This window comes from Thioalkalivibrio sp. AKL9, assembly GCF_000377825.1.
Lineage (GTDB): Bacteria > Pseudomonadota > Gammaproteobacteria > Ectothiorhodospirales > Ectothiorhodospiraceae > Thioalkalivibrio > Thioalkalivibrio versutus.
On sequence record NZ_KB905106.1, the window covers coordinates 70,853 to 87,994 of the forward strand.

At 65.3% G+C, this 17,142-nt stretch carries 18 protein-coding genes; 1 reads left to right on the plus strand and 17 read right to left on the minus strand.

Features of this window, described 5'->3' with window-relative positions:
- Positions 1-2: 2 nt before the first annotated feature.
- Positions 3-1,826 carry a glycoside hydrolase family 15 protein gene (locus D573_RS0105250; RefSeq protein WP_018937831.1) on the plus strand — a complete coding sequence of 608 codons (1,824 nt, stop codon included), beginning with the start codon at positions 3-5 and terminating at the stop codon, positions 1,824-1,826.
- Positions 1,827-1,893: 67 nt separating this feature from the next.
- Here the strand turns inward: D573_RS0105250 and D573_RS0105255 are convergent, their stop codons facing one another.
- From D573_RS0105255 to D573_RS0105340, 17 genes are all read right to left on the minus strand, one after another.
- Complete coding sequence (locus D573_RS0105255; RefSeq protein ID WP_018168604.1) at positions 1,894-2,460, minus strand: SgcJ/EcaC family oxidoreductase; 567 nt, start codon at positions 2,458-2,460, stop codon at positions 1,894-1,896.
- 153 nt (positions 2,461-2,613) lie between these two features.
- Positions 2,614-3,591: a LysR family transcriptional regulator gene (locus D573_RS0105260; RefSeq protein ID WP_018168603.1), complete on the minus strand. Its 978-nt coding sequence runs from the start codon at positions 3,589-3,591 to the stop codon at positions 2,614-2,616.
- Positions 3,592-3,665: 74 nt separating this feature from the next.
- The gene (locus D573_RS0105265; protein ID WP_018937832.1) at positions 3,666-5,987 is read right to left on the minus strand and encodes a nitric oxide reductase activation protein NorD; all 2,322 of its coding nucleotides are present in this window, start codon (positions 5,985-5,987) and stop codon (positions 3,666-3,668) included.
- A gap of 18 nt (positions 5,988-6,005) precedes the next feature.
- Positions 6,006-6,809: a CbbQ/NirQ/NorQ/GpvN family protein gene (locus tag D573_RS0105270; protein ID WP_018144344.1), complete on the minus strand. Its 804-nt coding sequence runs from the start codon at positions 6,807-6,809 to the stop codon at positions 6,006-6,008.
- A gap of 61 nt (positions 6,810-6,870) precedes the next feature.
- The gene (locus D573_RS0105275; protein WP_018937833.1) at positions 6,871-7,263 is read right to left on the minus strand and encodes a hypothetical protein; all 393 of its coding nucleotides are present in this window, start codon (positions 7,261-7,263) and stop codon (positions 6,871-6,873) included.
- Complete coding sequence (parA, locus tag D573_RS0105280; RefSeq protein ID WP_018168600.1) at positions 7,260-7,895, minus strand: ParA family partition ATPase; 636 nt, start codon at positions 7,893-7,895, stop codon at positions 7,260-7,262. The genes D573_RS0105275 and parA overlap by 4 nt, the downstream gene beginning before the upstream one ends.
- A gap of 59 nt (positions 7,896-7,954) precedes the next feature.
- A complete protein-coding gene (locus D573_RS0105285) occupies positions 7,955-8,236 on the minus strand; it encodes a 4a-hydroxytetrahydrobiopterin dehydratase (protein WP_018168599.1) in 282 nt (93 codons plus the stop codon).
- A 35-nt stretch (positions 8,237-8,271) separates the two neighbouring features.
- A complete protein-coding gene (locus tag D573_RS0105290; protein ID WP_018144348.1) occupies positions 8,272-8,694 on the minus strand; it encodes a bacterioferritin in 423 nt (140 codons plus the stop codon).
- A gap of 10 nt (positions 8,695-8,704) precedes the next feature.
- Positions 8,705-9,019, minus strand: a complete 315-nt coding sequence (locus D573_RS0105295; protein WP_026182021.1) for a BMC domain-containing protein — start codon at positions 9,017-9,019, stop codon at positions 8,705-8,707.
- Between the two features lie 66 nt (positions 9,020-9,085).
- Positions 9,086-9,379: a BMC domain-containing protein gene (locus D573_RS0105300; protein ID WP_012982276.1), complete on the minus strand. Its 294-nt coding sequence runs from the start codon at positions 9,377-9,379 to the stop codon at positions 9,086-9,088.
- A 31-nt stretch (positions 9,380-9,410) separates the two neighbouring features.
- The gene (locus tag D573_RS0105305; protein ID WP_012982275.1) at positions 9,411-9,710 is read right to left on the minus strand and encodes a BMC domain-containing protein; all 300 of its coding nucleotides are present in this window, start codon (positions 9,708-9,710) and stop codon (positions 9,411-9,413) included.
- Positions 9,711-9,755: 45 nt separating this feature from the next.
- Complete coding sequence (locus D573_RS0105310) at positions 9,756-10,088, minus strand: carboxysome peptide B (protein ID WP_018144350.1); 333 nt, start codon at positions 10,086-10,088, stop codon at positions 9,756-9,758.
- A 4-nt stretch (positions 10,089-10,092) separates the two neighbouring features.
- Positions 10,093-10,344, minus strand: coding sequence for a carboxysome peptide A (locus tag D573_RS0105315; protein ID WP_017940626.1), 252 nt, complete (start codon positions 10,342-10,344; stop codon positions 10,093-10,095).
- Between the two features lie 17 nt (positions 10,345-10,361).
- Positions 10,362-11,771: a carboxysome shell carbonic anhydrase gene (locus D573_RS0105320; RefSeq protein WP_018937834.1), complete on the minus strand. Its 1,410-nt coding sequence runs from the start codon at positions 11,769-11,771 to the stop codon at positions 10,362-10,364.
- 165 nt (positions 11,772-11,936) lie between these two features.
- Positions 11,937-14,885 (minus strand): CsoS2 family carboxysome shell protein, encoded by a 2,949-nt coding sequence (locus D573_RS0105330; RefSeq protein ID WP_026287919.1) that lies wholly within the window; start codon positions 14,883-14,885, stop codon positions 11,937-11,939.
- 160 nt (positions 14,886-15,045) lie between these two features.
- Positions 15,046-15,378 (minus strand): ribulose bisphosphate carboxylase small subunit, encoded by a 333-nt coding sequence (locus D573_RS0105335; RefSeq protein ID WP_018144354.1) that lies wholly within the window; start codon positions 15,376-15,378, stop codon positions 15,046-15,048.
- Positions 15,379-15,446: 68 nt separating this feature from the next.
- The gene (locus D573_RS0105340) at positions 15,447-16,871 is read right to left on the minus strand and encodes a form I ribulose bisphosphate carboxylase large subunit (RefSeq protein WP_018144355.1); all 1,425 of its coding nucleotides are present in this window, start codon (positions 16,869-16,871) and stop codon (positions 15,447-15,449) included.
- Between the last annotated feature and the right edge of the window lie 271 nt (positions 16,872-17,142).

Sequence of the window (17,142 nt, forward strand, 5' to 3'; positions counted from 1 at the left end):
CAGTGACCGTATCCGACCGCCCCGTACACCGCATTGACGGCTACCTGCCGATCGAGGAGCACGGCCTGATCGGGAACTGCACGACTGCCGCCCTGGTCGGTCGCGACGGGACCATCCCCTGGATGTGCGTCCCCCGCTTTGACTCCGAACCCTTGTTCTGCGCGCTGCTGGATCACCAGCGCGGCGGCGCCTTCACCGTGGCCCCGGAACCCCTGGTCACCTCGCACCAGCGCTATATTCCGGATACCGCCGTCCTGATCACCGAGATGACCGGACCAGAGGGGCGCGTCCGGGTGACCGACTGTCTGCCCCTGCGCGCAGGGGCCGACCTCTCGGAGGACGCACCCGCCGGACGGAATGAGCTGCTTCGCCGGATCGAGGTGCTGGAGGGCCGGGTACACCTGCGGGTCCGCGTTACTCCCCGGGGCGGGGCGGATTTGTATCCGCACGGGGCCGGGCTGGGCCTGGCGTTGCACCGCCAGCCCGACCTGGAACTGGCCCTGAGCTCGTCCCTGCCGCTGGAGGACGCGGACAGCCTGCATGAACTGGAGGCCGGGGAGCAGCATCACGTGCTCCTCGGGTGGGGGCCGCATACGCATCGGTTCCAGCCCCGCACCCCGCAGGACCTGCTCGAGGCCACCCTGCTGGTCTGGCGACGCTGGATGACGCACTTCAGCTATGAAGGGCCTCGCGAGGACCTCGTCCGCCGCTCGGCTGTCACCCTCAAGCAGATGGACTACACCGCGACCGGGGCCATGATCGCGGCACCGACATCCTCCCTGCCGGAGGCGATCGGCGGCCCGCGCAACTGGGATTACCGCTACGCGTGGATCCGCGATGCGGCGTTCTCGGTGTATGCGATGAGCGACATCGGCATGACCCACGAGGCCGCCGGGTTTATCGGCTGGGCCCTGGACGCCGTCGATCGCGCGGGCTGGCCCCGGGTGCTGTACGACGTGGACGGCCACCTCCCGCAACCGGAGCGCAGCGATCCCGAACTGGAGGGCTACCGTGGTTCGGGACCCGTTCGCTGGGGGAACGGCGCGGTCGAACAGCGCCAGCATGACGTGTTCGGGGAGATCCTCGATTGCGCCTGGCGCTGGGTACGCTGGGGCGGCACGCTGGACGATCACCTGTGGCAGCGCCTGCGGCGCCTGGTCGAGTCCGCCAAGACCGAATGGAAAAACCCCGACCACGGGATCTGGGAAGTGCGCACAGCCGGACGACCGTTTACCTACTCCGCCGCCCTGTGCGCGGTGGCCCTGGAGCGCGGAGCCGCGCTGGCCGAGCACAATGGAATGGGCGGGGACAGCGCCCTCTGGCGCTCCGAGGCGCGGCAGATCCACGAGGCGATCCTGGAACAGGCCTGGGACCCCGAACTCCAGAGCCTGACCGAACATCTGGGCGGCGGCGGCATCGACGCGAGTCTGCTGGCACTACCCGGACGCGGCGTCATCCCCGCGGATCACCCGAAGATGGTGGCCACTACCGTGGCCGTCGTCCGGCGCCTGGGTGCCGGCAACGGCCTGCTCTACCGCTATCTGCCGGAGGAATCCCCGGACGGACTGCCCGGGCACGAGGGTGCGTTTGTGCTGTGCAGCTTCTGGCTGGTCGACAATCTGGTCGGGCAGGGTCGACTGGAGGAGGCCCAGGCGCTATACGACTCCCTGTGCGACCGCACCAATGCGCTGGGTCTGCTCCCGGAACAGATCGACCCCGCTAGCGGCAATTTCCTCGGCAACTTCCCGCAGGCGTTCAGCCACGTCGGCCTGATTTCGAGCGGCATCAAGCTCGCGCGGGCGCTGGAGCGAAGCCGGGAGCGTTGAGAACAGTCAACTCACGTTAAGTGGTGCCCGAGGCCCGAAAGGCCTCCGGACTGGGGAGACACCCTCTTCAGGCGGTCGGCATCATCGAGGAGTGGTGATGGACGATCTTCCATCCCCCGTCACGGTTCTCGTAGACGAAGGTGTAGCGCGCGGGGACTTCCTTGGTCTCACCGCCATCCGTCACGCGAAAGGTGTAGGTGCCGGCATCCGTGAGCTTGTTGCAGCCAAGCTTCACGTTACGGGTGTTGATCGTCCCAAAGGGCTTCTTCTCCAGGAAGTGCTCGAAGTAGTCCTGGATCTCGGCGTGCGTGGTGCGCGGGACGTTGGAGACGGTCGGGAGCAGAACAGCGTCCTCGGCATAGCGCTCGGCGACCTTGCGCGCATCACCCGTCTGCAGGGCCGCGTTCCAGCCCTCGAACAGTTCCTCGGCCAGTCGGCGGGTCGCCGGCGCACAGACCACGCAGCTCTCGTTGGCTGGGGTATCGATCGCGCCGAACCGGGGGTCACCGCCGGTCCCGGTCACCGGATGGTGTTGATCGCGGTGCGAGGCACTCAGGCTCAGGCGCGCGCGCGGCGCCTGGTCGGCGTTGATGAACTGGGTGCCGCTGATACGCGGTCGGCTGCTCGTGGTCACTGACTGATCTCCGAGTTCGGCCGTTAGCGGCCGGGTAATCCGTGAATTGTAAGGTACGCTCCCGGGCCTGTCATTCCGGGCTCGCCCCGAATGAGTCCGCTGTCAGCGCCCCCCTGCAGATTGGGCCGCTGCGCTTGCAATGACCTCTTGTGGTCAGCTCGCCTGGGCCTTGAAGGCCGCAAGGAGATCCTCGACCTGGCCGCGCACGCGCGCCTCGTCCTGGATCGCGAAGTCGAGAAAGGTCTGCGCGACCACCGACAGGACCTTCTGCCTGGGGTGAACGATGTGCCACTGGCGGTGAATCGGGAAGTGCTCCACATCCAGCAGTGCTACCGGCCCGCCCGCCCCCTCCGCGCTGAGGGTGTGCAACGACAGCACCGCAATCCCCAGGCCGCCGATTACCGCCTGCTTGATCGCCTCGTTGGAGCCGAGCTCCATGCGCACCGTCGGGCTGATCCCGTGCTCCTGGAACAGCTTGAGCGTTGCCTCGCGGATCCCGGAGCCCGGCTCGCGCATCAGGAACGTCTCCTGTTCCAGGCGTTCGATCGGGATGTTGCGCTGTCCGACGAGCGGGTGATCGCGGCTGGCCATCACCACCAGCGGGTTCGGCGCGAACGGATACACCGCGATGTCGGTCAGCCGCTCGGGCACGTGTCCAATGATGTACAGATCGTCATCGTTGTTGGCCAGGCGCTGCAGCACACGGTCGAAGTTGCTGACCTCCAGCGACAGTTCAATGTCCGGATAGCGCTTGGCGAACTGCCCGAGGATCGTCGGCGCGAAGTACTGCGCGGTGGTGATCACCGCCAGGCGCAGCCGCCCCCGCTTGAGCCCGTGCATTTCCGCGAGCTTCATCTCCAGGTTGGTCAGCGCGCCGAGCATCTCGCGGCAGGTGTCGTACAGCAACAGCCCGACCTCGGTGGGGAAGGCCTTGCGCCCAACGTACTCGAACAGCGGCAGGCCGAGGGCGCCGGAGAGCTTCTTGATCTGGATGGAGACGGTGGGCTGGGTCAGGTAAAGCTCTTCCGCCGCACGGGTAAAGCTACCCAGGCGCACGATCGCTTCGAACACCTGCAGCTGGCGCAGGGTGGCGTGCCGGATCAGGTGCGCCGGCAGTTCGGATTTCAGCATCACCTGCGGAAGGCCGGACTCCTTCTGCGGTGTCGTGCCGGTCCCTTTCCTGGCCATGTTAGTGCCCGTGCCCCCTACCGGGTGAGACCGGCGTACAGCATCGGCAGCTTTTCCGGGAGCCGTTCGATACGATCCAGCACCATGAAGTGCTGTGCCCCGAAGATCCGTTCGACGTACTCGTCGGCGTTCGGGTCCAGGCTGATACAGAAGCTGTAGACGCCGTTCTTGCCCACCTCTTCCACCGCACGCTTCGCGTCCTGACGCAGGTACTGCGGGTCGCGCACATCGGTATCCGCCGGCTCGCCGTCGGTCACGATCAGCAACAGCTTCTTCTGCGTCCCCTGTTGCTGCAGCAGATGCCCGGCATGCCGAACGGCCGCGCCCATGCGAGTGGAGAGCTGTCCCTTCATCCCGGCCAGTCGTGCCCGGGCGTGATCGTCGTAGGGGGCGCCGAAGTCCTTGAAGCGGTAGTACTCGACATCGTGGCGACCATCCGAGGCAAAGCCGTGGATGGCGAAGGGGTCGCCAATCTTGGAGATTGCCCCGCCCAGCAGAGCGGTAGCCTCGCGCGCCAGCTGTACCACACTGGTGTCCGTACCCTGGACCATCTCGTTGGTGGACTCGGACAGATCCAGCAGCACCAGCACCGACAGATCGCGCACCTGGCGGATATTGCGCACGTAGATGCGCTCGTCCGGCTGCCGCCGCATGCGCAGATCGATCTGTGCATCGACCAGCGCGTTCAAGTCCAGCTCGTCGCCCTCGGCCTGCTTGCGCAGACGCTGGACGCCCTGCGGTTGCATCGCCTCGATCAGGAACTTCAGGCGCGAGATCAGCGGCTTGTGCTTTTCGTTAATCGCGTCGATCTCGGCCACGTCGCCCTTCTGCGGACGCCGCTCCAGCAGGGTGACCCAGTGCGGCCGTTCCAGCTGCATCTGGTAGTCCCACTCGTGGTAGTGGTAGGGCAGCGAGATCGGCTCCTTGCCCTCCTGCTGGTTGATGCTTTCCTCTTCGCCGTCCCGGAACCATTCGGTCGCCAGCACCATGATCATCTGGGCATCGTCCCCAGCGCCAGGGACATCGAGGGTGTTGATCATCTCCATGGGGGTCACGTAGACGCGTTCCTGGTTCGAACCGCTGGCCATCAGCGTCTCGAAGTCGTCTTCCTCGCGCCCGAACGCCCACATGTAGCGATTGTCGTCACGGTAGAGCACATCCGGCGCGACCTGCCGCGGGTTCATGTAGCCCTGCTCCGGAAATTCCGGCGCCAGGGCCTCGGCCAGGGCGCGCGCCAGGCCGGGGGCCTCGAGATCCTCCGTCCGTTCGGCCAGCGCCGCACGGGCCCTGGTCACGAACGGATGGTCGTCGCGGTAGTCCGGGTCCAGCAGGGCCCGTGCGGTGCGGGCCAGCAGGGCTTGCGGCGCTTCACCGTCGTCCGGGGTCGCGGTATGCAGGGGTGTCCAGAGGTTGCGCAAACCCGGGAAACCCTGGCTTGCCAGGGCCTCCACGCGGGCATCCTCGAACAACTCGGTCAACACGCCGGTCACGCCGCGCGGCGCCTCCTCTGGCTGCATTTCCCGCGTGTAGACCACATGGGCCGCGGCATGGGCCGCCGCCGCACGGTAGAGATCGAGCCCGGTCAGGCCTTCCCAGTCGTCGAAGGCATCCGGCAGGAAGATCGTGAAGCCCTCGATGTAGGGCTTGTAACCCTCACGGGATTCAAAGTCGCCACTCGTCGGCCGCATGAAGAAATCGCGCGCCCAGAGCGAACGCAGGTAGAGGTTGATGCGCCGCTGCACATCCACGAACAGCGTGCCGCGTCGCTCTTTCTGGAATACCGAACGGGACTCGGGCGATTCCAGACCAAAATAGGCGATCTGTTCCTCGAGGTCGGTACGGTGGGCCTGCGCGCCCCAGGTCGCCCAACGGCGCAACCCACCCAGCGTCAGTTGCGATAGCAACTCGTCGAGGTGTTCAAGCATCGGCCGAACGCCGCGTGGCGCCTGCCCCAACAGGTTGTCGACCAGGCGCAGATATCCCCCGAACAGGCGCAGGTCACCCAGGCGTCGCGCCGCAATCGGGCTGGTGGAGATCAACAGCGTGATCACCGCGCCGCTGGTCTTGGAGTACATCTTGATCGCCGAGCTCACCAGGTCGCCGACCGCATCCTCGCCCAGCTCCTGCGCCAGATCCGGCGCCTCTTGGACGAACGCCACGACCATCTCCGAACCTCGCCCCAGAGAGTGCAGGCTGCGTGCGCCTTCCAGGTAGTAGCGCTTCAGACCACCTGTACTGAAGGCCCGCGTCGCTTCCTGCCACGAGGCCTCGAGGACCTCGGCGGCCTGCCCCCCGAGGTCCTCGAGGAGGTCCTGGTATTCCTCCAGATGGATGCTCATCGTGTTCGGCGCATGCGCCTAGAAGAACGTCGTGACGGCAGAGTCGAGCGCGTCGCGCATATCGGGGTCGTCCGTGATCGGACGCACCAGGGCCATACGGCACGCGGCGAGCGGCGCGACGCCCTTGGCAATCAGCGACGCGGCGTACACCAGCATTCGGGTCGAGATCCCCTCGTCCAGCCCGTGGCCCTTCAGATTGCGCGCGCGCTCCGCGACGCTGACCAGCTTGCTGGCCATATCCTCGTTGACCCCGCCTTCGTGGACCACAATCCGGGTTTCGGTTGCGTGATCCGGGTAGTTGAAGTCCAGCGCGCCGAAGCGCTGCTTGGTCGACTCTTTCAGGTCCTTCATCAGGCTCTGGTAGCCCGGGTTGTACGAGATCACCACCTGAAAATCCGGATGCGCCTCGACCATCTCGCCCTTCTTCTCCAGCGGCAGCATGCGACGATTGTCGGTCAGCGGGTGGATCACGACGGTCGTATCCTGGCGCGCCTCGACGATCTCGTCGAGGTAGCAGATCGCCCCGTGGCGTGCCGCCTGGGTCAGCGGGCCGTCCTGCCAGCGCGTGCCGTTGGCATCCAACAGATAGCGCCCCACCAGATCCGAGGCGGTCATGTCCTCGTTACACGAGACGGTAATCAGCGGCTTGCGCAGCTTCCAGGCCATGTGCTCGACAAAGCGCGTCTTGCCGCAACCCGTGGGGCCCTTGAGCATCATCGGCATGCGCACCGAATAGGCAGCCTCGTACAGCTCCACCTCATCCGCCGTGGACTGATAGTAAGGCTCCTCGGTGATCAGGTGATCGCGTAGTTCGTCCTGCATGTTTCGACTCCTCAATCAGAAAGGCCGGGGCGCAAGCCCCGGCCACCGGCACGCATCGGCCTCAGTCAGGCCAGACCCGATCCGGATGCAACGCGCTGCCGCCCTTGTTCGCCTTCGGCTCCTTCTTTGCAGCCGGCTTTTTCCGGGCCGGAGTTGCCTTGGCCTGGGTCGACTGGGCGGTCGTCCCCGTCTTCCTCGTCGTTGCCGGCTTCTTGCGCGCCGTGGCCGCCTTGCGGGCCGGAGCCTTGCGGGTCGTGGTCGCCGCCTTCTTGGTGGCGGCCGCCTTGGTACTCGCGGCAGCCCGCGGGCTGCTGCTCGCCGGCTCCTGGCTGGTGTCCTTCTGTGCCGCGGCCGGCGCGTCGGCCTTGACCGTGCTGTCCGGGGTCTTGTCCTTGTCCTGGTCCTCGCGCGCGCTGCGCACGCCGGCTGCCAGCTTGTCTTGCAGATTGCTCATTGCGACACCTCCTCGATGATGGCTTCGATCTCCGCCGCCGCCGCCTCGCCCGGCTTGCCCAGATCAAAGACGGAACAGCCTTCCAGCGCAGAACGCCGATATATGGCCCGCCGGCGGAGTGACTGCTCCAGGGCGGGGATGTCGATCTCCATCAGTGCATGCTTCATCGCACGCGACAGCGCACTGCGGACTTCGAGCTGGTTAATCACGATGTAGGGGCGCAGGGCGGGATTCCTGAGCTTGGCCTCTTCAAGCCCGCGCCCCATACGGACGCTACCCCACAGATCCACCGGCGACGGAAGCACTGGGATCAGGACCTCGTCCGCGGCCGCCAGGGCACCAGTGACGGCCCCGCCCTCAAGCGTCGGCGGGCAATCCACCACGATGTGGTCATAGTCCTTGCGCAGGGCCTTCAACTCGCGATCGAGGGGGCCGGCAACCGCGAACACCGACGCCGCGAACGGGCGATCCTCGGAGGCCATGCGGGCCCATTGACCGGCCGAACCCTGCGGGTCGGCATCGACCACTAGCGTGCGGCCCCGCCGGGCCAGCCCTGCGGCCAGGTTCATGGTCAGGGTGGTCTTGCCAGTGCCGCCCTTCTGATTGACTACCGCGATTACCCTCGAACCCACGCAACAGCCTCCTGCGGAAGGGGACCGGGCTCAACCCGGCCCATCAAGAATCCCCCGGCTCAGCCGGTGGTGGCATCGGCCAGGCGGTCGACTTCAAGGGCAAAGGCCTTGTCGCCTTCCCCAAGCTGTTCGCCATCACGGGCGTCGATCGTGATGTTCACGTAGGTCGTGCCGAAGCTGATGTTCGGATGATAACCATCCTGCTCCGACAGCTCGGCCACGTGGTCTAGAAACTTCCGCGTGATGCCGTAGCGGTCGAACGTGAACTGTTTGCTCATGGACGCCGAGGTCCCCTTGCCGGGTTCCCACCCGGCCGGAACCACGAGATCGGTATCCGCCATTGCCTACTCCGCTTGTGTTGCCGCGTCCGCGCTCGTCACGCGGTGCTGCCCTGGGCATCGATCTCGCGCACGTGTTCCAGTTCATCCTCGAGGATGCTCTCGAACAGCGCCGCATCATCCACCGCACCGACGCGCCGGCAATAGACGGCTGCTTCGTCGTACAGACGAATCGCCTCCATCTCCAGCTCGCGCGAGCGCGCCAAAAGTTCGGCCATGGAGCGGCCAAGCCGCACCGGCGCCAGCTGGCTGCCGTTCGGCGCCACCCCATAGTGAAACATGCGAGTCATGAAGCGATCCGCATGATCCAGCTCTTCCTGGGCGTCCCGACGCAGGCAGTCGCTTACGTCGGTCATTCCCCACATCGCGGTCAAGCGCGCCTGGGCCAGGTACTGCTGGACCGCCGACAGCTCATGTGCCACCGCCCGGTTCAGGTACCCCACGATCCGTGGATCGGACATGGATGTTGCCTCAGCTGGCCGAACCGCTGGCGGTCGGGGCCGTCGGCAGGATGCCTTCCACTTCCGAATGCACGCGCGCAATGATGTGCGCGGCCACCAGGCCGTCACCCACACGCTCGCAAGAATCCGCGCCCGCACGCACCGCCGCGTTCACGGCACCGGTTTCGCCACGGACCAGCACGGTCACGTAGCCGCCACCGACGAACTGGCGACCGATCAGACGCACCTCGGAGGCCTTGGTCATCGCATCCGCGGCTTCGATCGCCGGGACCAGACCGCGGGTCTCGATCATGCCAAGGGCCACACCAGAAATTTCGTTAGCCATCATCTACCTCTTCTTGAAAAAGCCGTCGGGCCCGTTACGGACCCGACGGCGTTCGACTACCGTGAGTTACGGCTTTTCCGGGAGGATGTTCTCCACCTCGGAATGGACGCGAGCAATGATGTGGGCAGCCACGAGGCCGTCACCGACACGCTCGCAGGAATCCGCACCGGCACGCACAGCGGCGTTCACGGCACCGGTTTCGCCACGGACCAGCACGGTCACGTAGCCACCACCCACGAACTGACGCCCGATCAGACGCACCTCGGAAGCCTTGGTCATTGCGTCCGCGGCTTCGATCGCCGGGACCAGACCGCGGGTCTCGATCATGCCGAGGGCCACACCAAAGTTTTCGCTAGCCATTACTCAACTCCTATCAAGCGTTACTGATGATTTACTTTTCAACCTGCTCGGGCAGGATGCTTTCCACTTCGGAATGCACACGGGCGATGATGTGCGCGGCCACCAGGCCGTCACCCACACGCTCGCAGGAATCCGCACCGGCACGCACAGCGGCGTTCACGGCACCGGTTTCGCCACGGACCAGCACGGTCACGTAGCCGCCACCCACGAACTGGCGACCGATCAGACGCACTTCGGAGGCCTTGGTCATTGCATCGGCCGCTTCAATCGCCGGTACCAGACCACGGGTCTCGATCATGCCCAGCGCCACACCAAAACGTTCAGTTGCCATTGTCTTCTCTCCTGGATTTACGGTTTTTTAAAACAAAAATGACGCTCACGCCGCCTTGCGGGAACCAGCAGAGCGCTGTGCATCGGTCTGGTCTTGTCCTGCCTCGTCCTTCGACCCTTCCGTCTTCTTACCACCATCGTCCCAGTGGTCGATGATGCCGCCGATCGTGAGATCGGTCTGGATAGTGTTGTCGTCCAGCGCAAGCCGCGCGGCTGACCCGCTGATGGTGAACACCCAGTTGCCCGGATGCGCCCCGACCGGATCCACGGCCACACTCAGCGCGCCCTTCTGGTCGACCAGCACGCGCAGCGAAATGGTGCTCAGCCCGTCGACGCGACGGGTCACCACCAGTTCATCCTGCACCTGCATGATTTCCATGGAGCTACTGCTCCTCCCAGTAATCGATGATCCCGACGATCGTCGCGTCACTGGGGTAGGACTTGTCACCGGCCGCTTCACGCGCCGCCGAGCTGCCCACCACGATGACCCAGTCCCCGGGCACGCAGCCGACCGCATCGACCGCCACGGTGCGCGGCCCGCCCGCCTTTTCCTGAACCACCAGCAACGGCCGGTGCCCCAGATCGCGGATGCGGTTGGTCGAAACCAGCGTCTTCTCAACCTTGCAGATCTTCATTCCCGTTCCCGTGTGCGTCAGGCGGCCAGTGGTTCCAGACGGCTACCGCTGCGTTTGTCGCGGATCACCATGTGGCAGCCGATCAGGCCCTTTTCAGCCAGGTCGCGATAGCGATCCATGATCGTGTTGCGAATCCGGCGACAACGCGCCTCGACCCGCTCCCGCGATCCCGGCACCTTGCGGTCGTAGCGATAATGCACCACGACCGGAACCGGCAGGCCGCGCTCGACATTCAGCTTCCGAAAAATCTTGTTCACGCCGACATCCATCCCCTCGGCGCCCTCTTCCATCGTCTCCAGGTGGGCGAAGTACGCGAAATTGCGAACCTGCATCTCCTCGATCTCCTGGCCCACGATGATCACGCGCTCGCGGTGGCCGACATCGGCGTAGTGGCCGCCGTGATAGCGCGCCACATAATCCAGCTGCGAAATGTTGCTCAACAGCAGCCGCGAGATCAGTCGCAGCATCCCTTCATGCGGCGCGCCGTTACCGCGTCCCCAGCCCTGCTGGTGAATCGCATCCTGGATCGCCTGATACACCCGCAGCGATGCGGTCTGTTCGTCCAGCCCCTGGGTCGCCCGGTACAGCTCCGCGCTTTCCACGAAGCGGTACAGGCTCATGCGCGTATCCGCATCCGGGATGTGAATCTTGATCGCATCCGTATCGGTATCCACCCCGATCAGCAGCGTGTCGACCGAGGCCCCACAGCAGTAGGTGTTCTCGATGGCCTGACGAAACGCGCGCAGCTGGTGCAAGGCACCGTCCGCCGCATCGCGCTCGCTGTTGCCGTGCGCCGCGCAGCCCTGGTGCAACGGATCCGCGCCACTGTAGTGGTAAGCCGCAATCTTCAGATAGCGACTGGGGACATCGGCCGTGGTCGGCCGGCCCTCACGAAAGCGCAGCAGTTCGCGCTTGGTCCAGTGACGCACATCTTCCTCGATGTCGAACTGCGCCCCGGCGTAGCTCTTCACCCGTACCGCGAGATCCGGCAGGCGCAGGATGAAGCGCCGCAGGCCCAGCAGGCGCCCGTCCGAGCAGGGCGAGATGTCCACTTCGTGGAAGTCGCAGTCGAGGAAATACGCAATCGCGCTATCCGCTTCGGCCACCAGGTCATCCCGTCCCGCCCAGTATTCGTTGACCACCTGATCGAACAGCTCGAACGTTCCGTGCAGATACAGTTCGCGCGTATCCAGATCGTTGATCCAGGCATCCTCCAGCGCCTTTTGCGGCAGCTGGTACCCCAGGCGCTCCTCGACGATCGCCTGCGCCCGCGCCTCGAAGTCGCGCTCGTGCTGCAGCGCATGCACTTCCTTGAGCACCGGAACCAGCTGCGCAAAGCGCTCGCGGAACCCCTGCTCGAAGGCGTGCAGCCGTTCGTTCATCGGGACATCCGCCAACGCATGCCCCGCGGTCAGTTCACGCGTCATGTCCGGAGACGACGAGCTGCAGGCCGGCACCGCGGACACCGGGACCGCAGTGCTCGGCGCCGCTGCGCGCGCAGCCGCAATCCGGGACTTCGCGAAGCGCGAGCCCATGGAGCTGTTTTTGCGGCGACCACGCACCATGACGTTCTTCAGAGTCCTCGCCTGTCCTTAACCGCGCGCCCCGCCGGACAGCGTCACCAGAGAACCGGCGTCGCTGTTCCCGGAGGAACCCGTGATCCTGCTCGGGGGCACTTCCTTGCGCTCGAGTTCCCGATTGATATACGCGCTGCGGCCTTCACCACGCGGGTTGCCCTTCTGCGTCTGGTTGCGGCGCGTCGAGAGGCCCTCGGTCCCGGTCACGTGGTCACCGCGCCCCCAGTCGTCGCCGGTAATGGAGACGCCATTGCTGCTGCCGTTCACGGTCACCCGGTTGGCACCGACCTTCTCGCCTTCTTCCACCGGCTCGACGACCGCTGCTTGCTTGCTGGCGCCATACCGGAACTCTTCGGTACCGGACACCAGACCCATCGCCTTGTTGATGGACCCGGTCACGCTCCCGCTACTGCCGTAGGCGGTCCCCGTCACGCGCTCCCGACGCTCTGCGGCGACCCGCGCCGGGGTGTCCACGCTGAAGCCGGCGTTGGGCATCGGGCGAGAAGCAGCTTGCGCCACTGGCTGGGCCGGCGCGGCCTGCATGCCCATCCCTTCCGGGCGCAGACGCGGATGGAGACTGCTCGCAGCACTGGCGCAGCTCTTGGCAAATTCGTTACCGCCCACATACGGGGAACCGGACACGTCCTGACAGGCGCCCCGTTCGGTACCGGTGACGCGCTTGTCGTAACCCGGCTGGCTGCCGGACACCGAATGCCCCGGCGTGGAATGACGTTCGGCCACCCGCGTACCGGCCGCGCTCGAATCCTGCGTGTCGCAGAACTGGTCGTACTGATCCGGACCGATATAGGCCGTGCCGCTCACCGGCTTGCAGGCACCATATTCGTCACCGGTGACGCGCGAGGAACGCCCGATCGCCGAGCCGGACACAATTTGCTGATTCCAGGTACGGCCCACAGTCACTTTCTCCGGGCTGGCTTCCGGGCGATGACCGCCACAAAAGGCGTCATAGTGCTCGGAGCCGGCATATTCCGTGCCGGTGATCGGCTTGCAACCACCATATTCGTCACCCGTCACGTGGATCGAATGATCCACCTGGGTACCGGAAACCTCGCGGCCCCGCAGCGTGTGCATTACGCCCACCTTGGGGACGCCCCCGGCATCCGGCCGCTCGCACAGATCGCCGAAGTCGGACTTGTTGTAATACGGCGTACCGGTCAGGGAGGCACAGGACCCGCGCTCGTCACCGGTTACATGCCGGCTACGCCCCACGGCCACACCGGTCACGCTCTGGTCTTCCATGGTGTGCGACTCCTGAACCTTGGCCGCAGCGGGTTCCGGGCGGGTGCCGCAAAAGCCCTGGAACTGCTCGGTGCCGAGATATTCGGTTCCGGTCACCGGTTTGCAGCTGCCATATTCGTTGCCGGTTACGTTCACGGAGCGTCCGACTTCGGACCCGGTCAGTTCACGACCGCGAAGCGTATGCATTACGCCAACCTTGGCCGGCGCCCCGTTCGACTTTCCCGTGTTGCAGGGAACCTCGCTGTTCGCGGTGTTCAGGTATTCGGTACCGGTCACATCGCGGCAGGCGCCGGCTTCGTCGCCGGTCACGCTCGGGCTGCGCCCGACCGAAGTGCCCGACACGCCTTCACCGTGACGGGTGACCATCACGCTCGTGCGGGCCGGACCGGCCTGCGGACGCGTGCCGCAGAAGCCTTCGTATTGTTCGGTACTGAGATATTCGGTGCCGGTGATCGTCTCGCAGGACCCACGCTCGTCGCCGGTCACACGGTTCGACCGCCCAACTTCGGTGCCACTGACCGACTGACCGTGCGCGGTGTGCGACGTGCCAACCTTCGGCGGATTGCCGGCCGGCCGCGCACCACAGTACCGCTCGTAGTGCTCCACCCCGAGGTATTCGGTGCCGGTGATCGAAGAGCAGCTGCCCGCCTCCGTGCCGGTGACGCCCGAGGTACGCTCGACCTGCGTGCCACTTACATGGCTGCCGGCCAGCGTGGTGCCCTCTTCAACCTTCGGCGGCGCATCGCCCTCGACAGGGCGCGGCCGGCCACAGGGACGCCCCGGCTCGGCCGAGCCACGGCCCAGCTTGCACAGTTCTTCACGGCGCTGCCGAGCGACTTCGCGGGCGGACATCCCTTGGCGCTTGGCGGCCTTCCAGGCGCCTTCCTGCGGCATGGTGCCGCGAGCCTGACCGCCGTTAAAACGCCGACGCTGGGCCTTCTTGCCGGTCTGCGCCATGGCATCCCGGCGCGCCATGCAGATCGCGCGAACCTCCGAGATCATCGGATGCGGGCCAGCGGCCTCACCCCCGGATTCGACCTTGTCGCACAGCTGGTCCAGGCCGCTCTCGACCACCGCGGCGTCACGGCTCGGGGCGGTGTTGACCGACGCATCGCGCTCGGCCTTCTCGCCCTTGCAGCCGCAACCACAGTCCTTCTTGGATTCCTGGGCGGGCGCAGCCACCGGCTCCGATCCCTTGATGCGATCCCCACGGCGCGGTTCCGGCGCAACGGCCTTCTTGCCTTCCGTGGAGAGCGCCTGACGCCGCAGGCGGCAGATCTCGCGACCGCTCATGTTCGAGCAATCGACCTCGACGTTCTGCGACTGGGCCAGGGCTTCCAGCTGGCGCGAACGCTCGGCGCCGGCGGGGGCCATGCCACCCGCGGCCTGGGCACGCGTATTGGTTCGGCCCACAGCCTTCTTGCCCTGGCGCGCCATCTTCTGGCGCCGCTCAAGGGCGGCCTGGCGCCCATTCGAGACGCCCGTGTGCGCGCCCGGTTCCGGGCGGCGCTCGGGCGTGGTGTCGCGGGTCTCGACGGAGACCTGCGACGAGGATTCACTGGAGTGCATCTCCGGCTCCCGCGCCTGGGGTGCCGGGGCAGGGTCCGCCTTCGCCTGGCGCGCATCTCGCGCAGCCCCAGCGGAGCGGCTGCTCCCTTTGGTTTGGTCGGTCGACTTCACGGCAGCCTTGCCATTGCGAGACATGGCTTTGCGCCGTTCCAGGGCACGTTCACGCCCCGAGAGACCTTCAGACGCAGATGTCGGATTACTCATGGCACTTCCTTACAGTTGGCGGCAGCAACGGTAAATAACGCTTTACTGAACTGCCGGGCCCGAAGGCGGACCCGGCAGGTACGGGCCCTAATTAGCGACCGCGATCGACCACGAAGGCCGTGCCCTGGCTCTGGGCATAGTTATCGTAGGCGAGGAAGCGAACCATCATGCCTGGGTTGGCACGGCGGCACTGCTCGATCTCGCTCAGCACGGCCTCGACAGACTGCTCGCCGAACATCGGGAGCTTCCACATGTACCAGTAGTTGGACATGGCGTGTTCTTTTTCGCTGTACTCGACCGCCGGGTTCCAGCCCTGGGCAATCGTGTACTCGATCTGACGGCGAACCTGATCGGCGTTCATCTCGGGCAGGTAAGAGAAGGTCTCGTACTTCTGCACCGGCTTGAAGTTCTGAATATCGGACATGTCGTTAATCCTATGCGCTTGTTCTCTGAAGGTGCGGGCAGCCACTCAGGCCGCCCGCACACGGACGATCACTTGTGTTGGACGTCCAGCTTGTCGGTGGTGTCGAACTCGAACTTGATTTCCTTCCACGTTTCCATGGCGATCTTCAGTTCGGGACTGTGCTGGGCGGCCTGGGTCAGGATCTCCTTGCCTTCCTTCTCGATCTCGCGACCCTCGTTGCGCGCCTGGACGCAGGCCTCGACGGCCACGCGGTTGGCGGTCGCGCCCGGAGCATTGCCCCACGGGTGGCCCAGGGTGCCGCCACCGAACTGCAGCACGGAGTCGTCACCGAAGATCGCGACCAGGGCCGGCATGTGCCAGACGTGGATACCACCGGAGGCCACGGCGAACACACCCGGCATGGAACCCCAGTCCTGATCGAAGAAGATGCCGCGCGAGCGGTCTTCCGGGATGAAGGATTCACGCAGCAGGTCAATCCAGCCGAGCGTCGCCGCGCGGTCGCCTTCCAGCTTGCCGACCACGGTGCCGGTGTGGAGGTGGTCGCCACCGGACAGGCGCAGGATCTTGGCGAGCACACGGAAGTGGATACCGTGCTTCGGATGACGGTCGATGACCGCATGCATGGCACGGTGGATGTGCAGCAGCATGCCGTTGTCGCGGCACCAGTTGGCCAGGCCCGTGTTGGCACAGAAACCGCCGGTGATGTAGTCGTGCATGATGATCGGCGCGCCAATTTCCTTGGCGTACTCGGCACGCTTGTACATCTCTTCCGGGGTCGGCGCGGTGACGTTCAGGTAGTGACCCTTGCGCTCGCCGGTTTCTGCTTCGGCCTTTTCGGTCGCTTCCTGGACGAAATCGAAGCGGTCACGCCAGCGCATGAACGGCTGGGAGTTGATGTTCTCGTCGTCCTTGGTGAAGTCGAGACCGCCACGCAGGCACTCGTACACGGCACGGCCGTAGTTCTTCGCGGACAGACCCAGCTTCGGCTTGATGGTGCAACCCAGCATCGGGCGGCCGTACTTGTTCAGGCGATCACGCTCGACCTGGATACCCATGGGCGGACCACCACAGGTCTTCACGTAGGCGATCGGGAAGCGCACGTCTTCCAGGCGCAGCATGCGTATGGCCTTGAAGCCGAACACGTTACCGACCAGGGAGGTGAACACGTTCACCATGGAGCCTTCTTCGAACAGGTCGATCGGGTAGGCGATGAACGCGTAGAAGGACTCGTCGTCACCCGGGACGTCCTCGATCATGTACGCCCGACCCTTGTAGTAATCCATGTCGGTCAGGAGGTCGGTCCACACCGTGGTCCAGGTACCGGTGGAGGACTCGGCTGCCACAGCGGCGGCAGCTTCTTCGCGGTCGATACCGGGCTGCGGGGTAATCTTGAAACACGCCAGCAGGTCAGTATCCAGCGGCGTGTATTCGGGCATCCAGTATGTTTCGCGGTAATCCTTGACGCCCGCGGAGTACTTCTTGGCGGCAGACATGTGGCCTTCTCCTACGCGTTGGTTAATCGTGATGGTCGCCTAGATTAGGGAGGGCAATCACTAATAACAAATAAATAATCTAGATGCGACCGATAGACAATCGTTTATATAAAAGCCGGACAGCGGGAGGGCCACTGACCGGCAGGGGTTCGGGTTCGCAATGGTGCAGCCAGGCATCGAAACACCGACCGCGACGGATTGCGGAAGTCGATTGTAGTCGAAGACCGTAGCCTGTGCATGCCTTTGGCGCGACCCGCCGCACAGGGCCTGT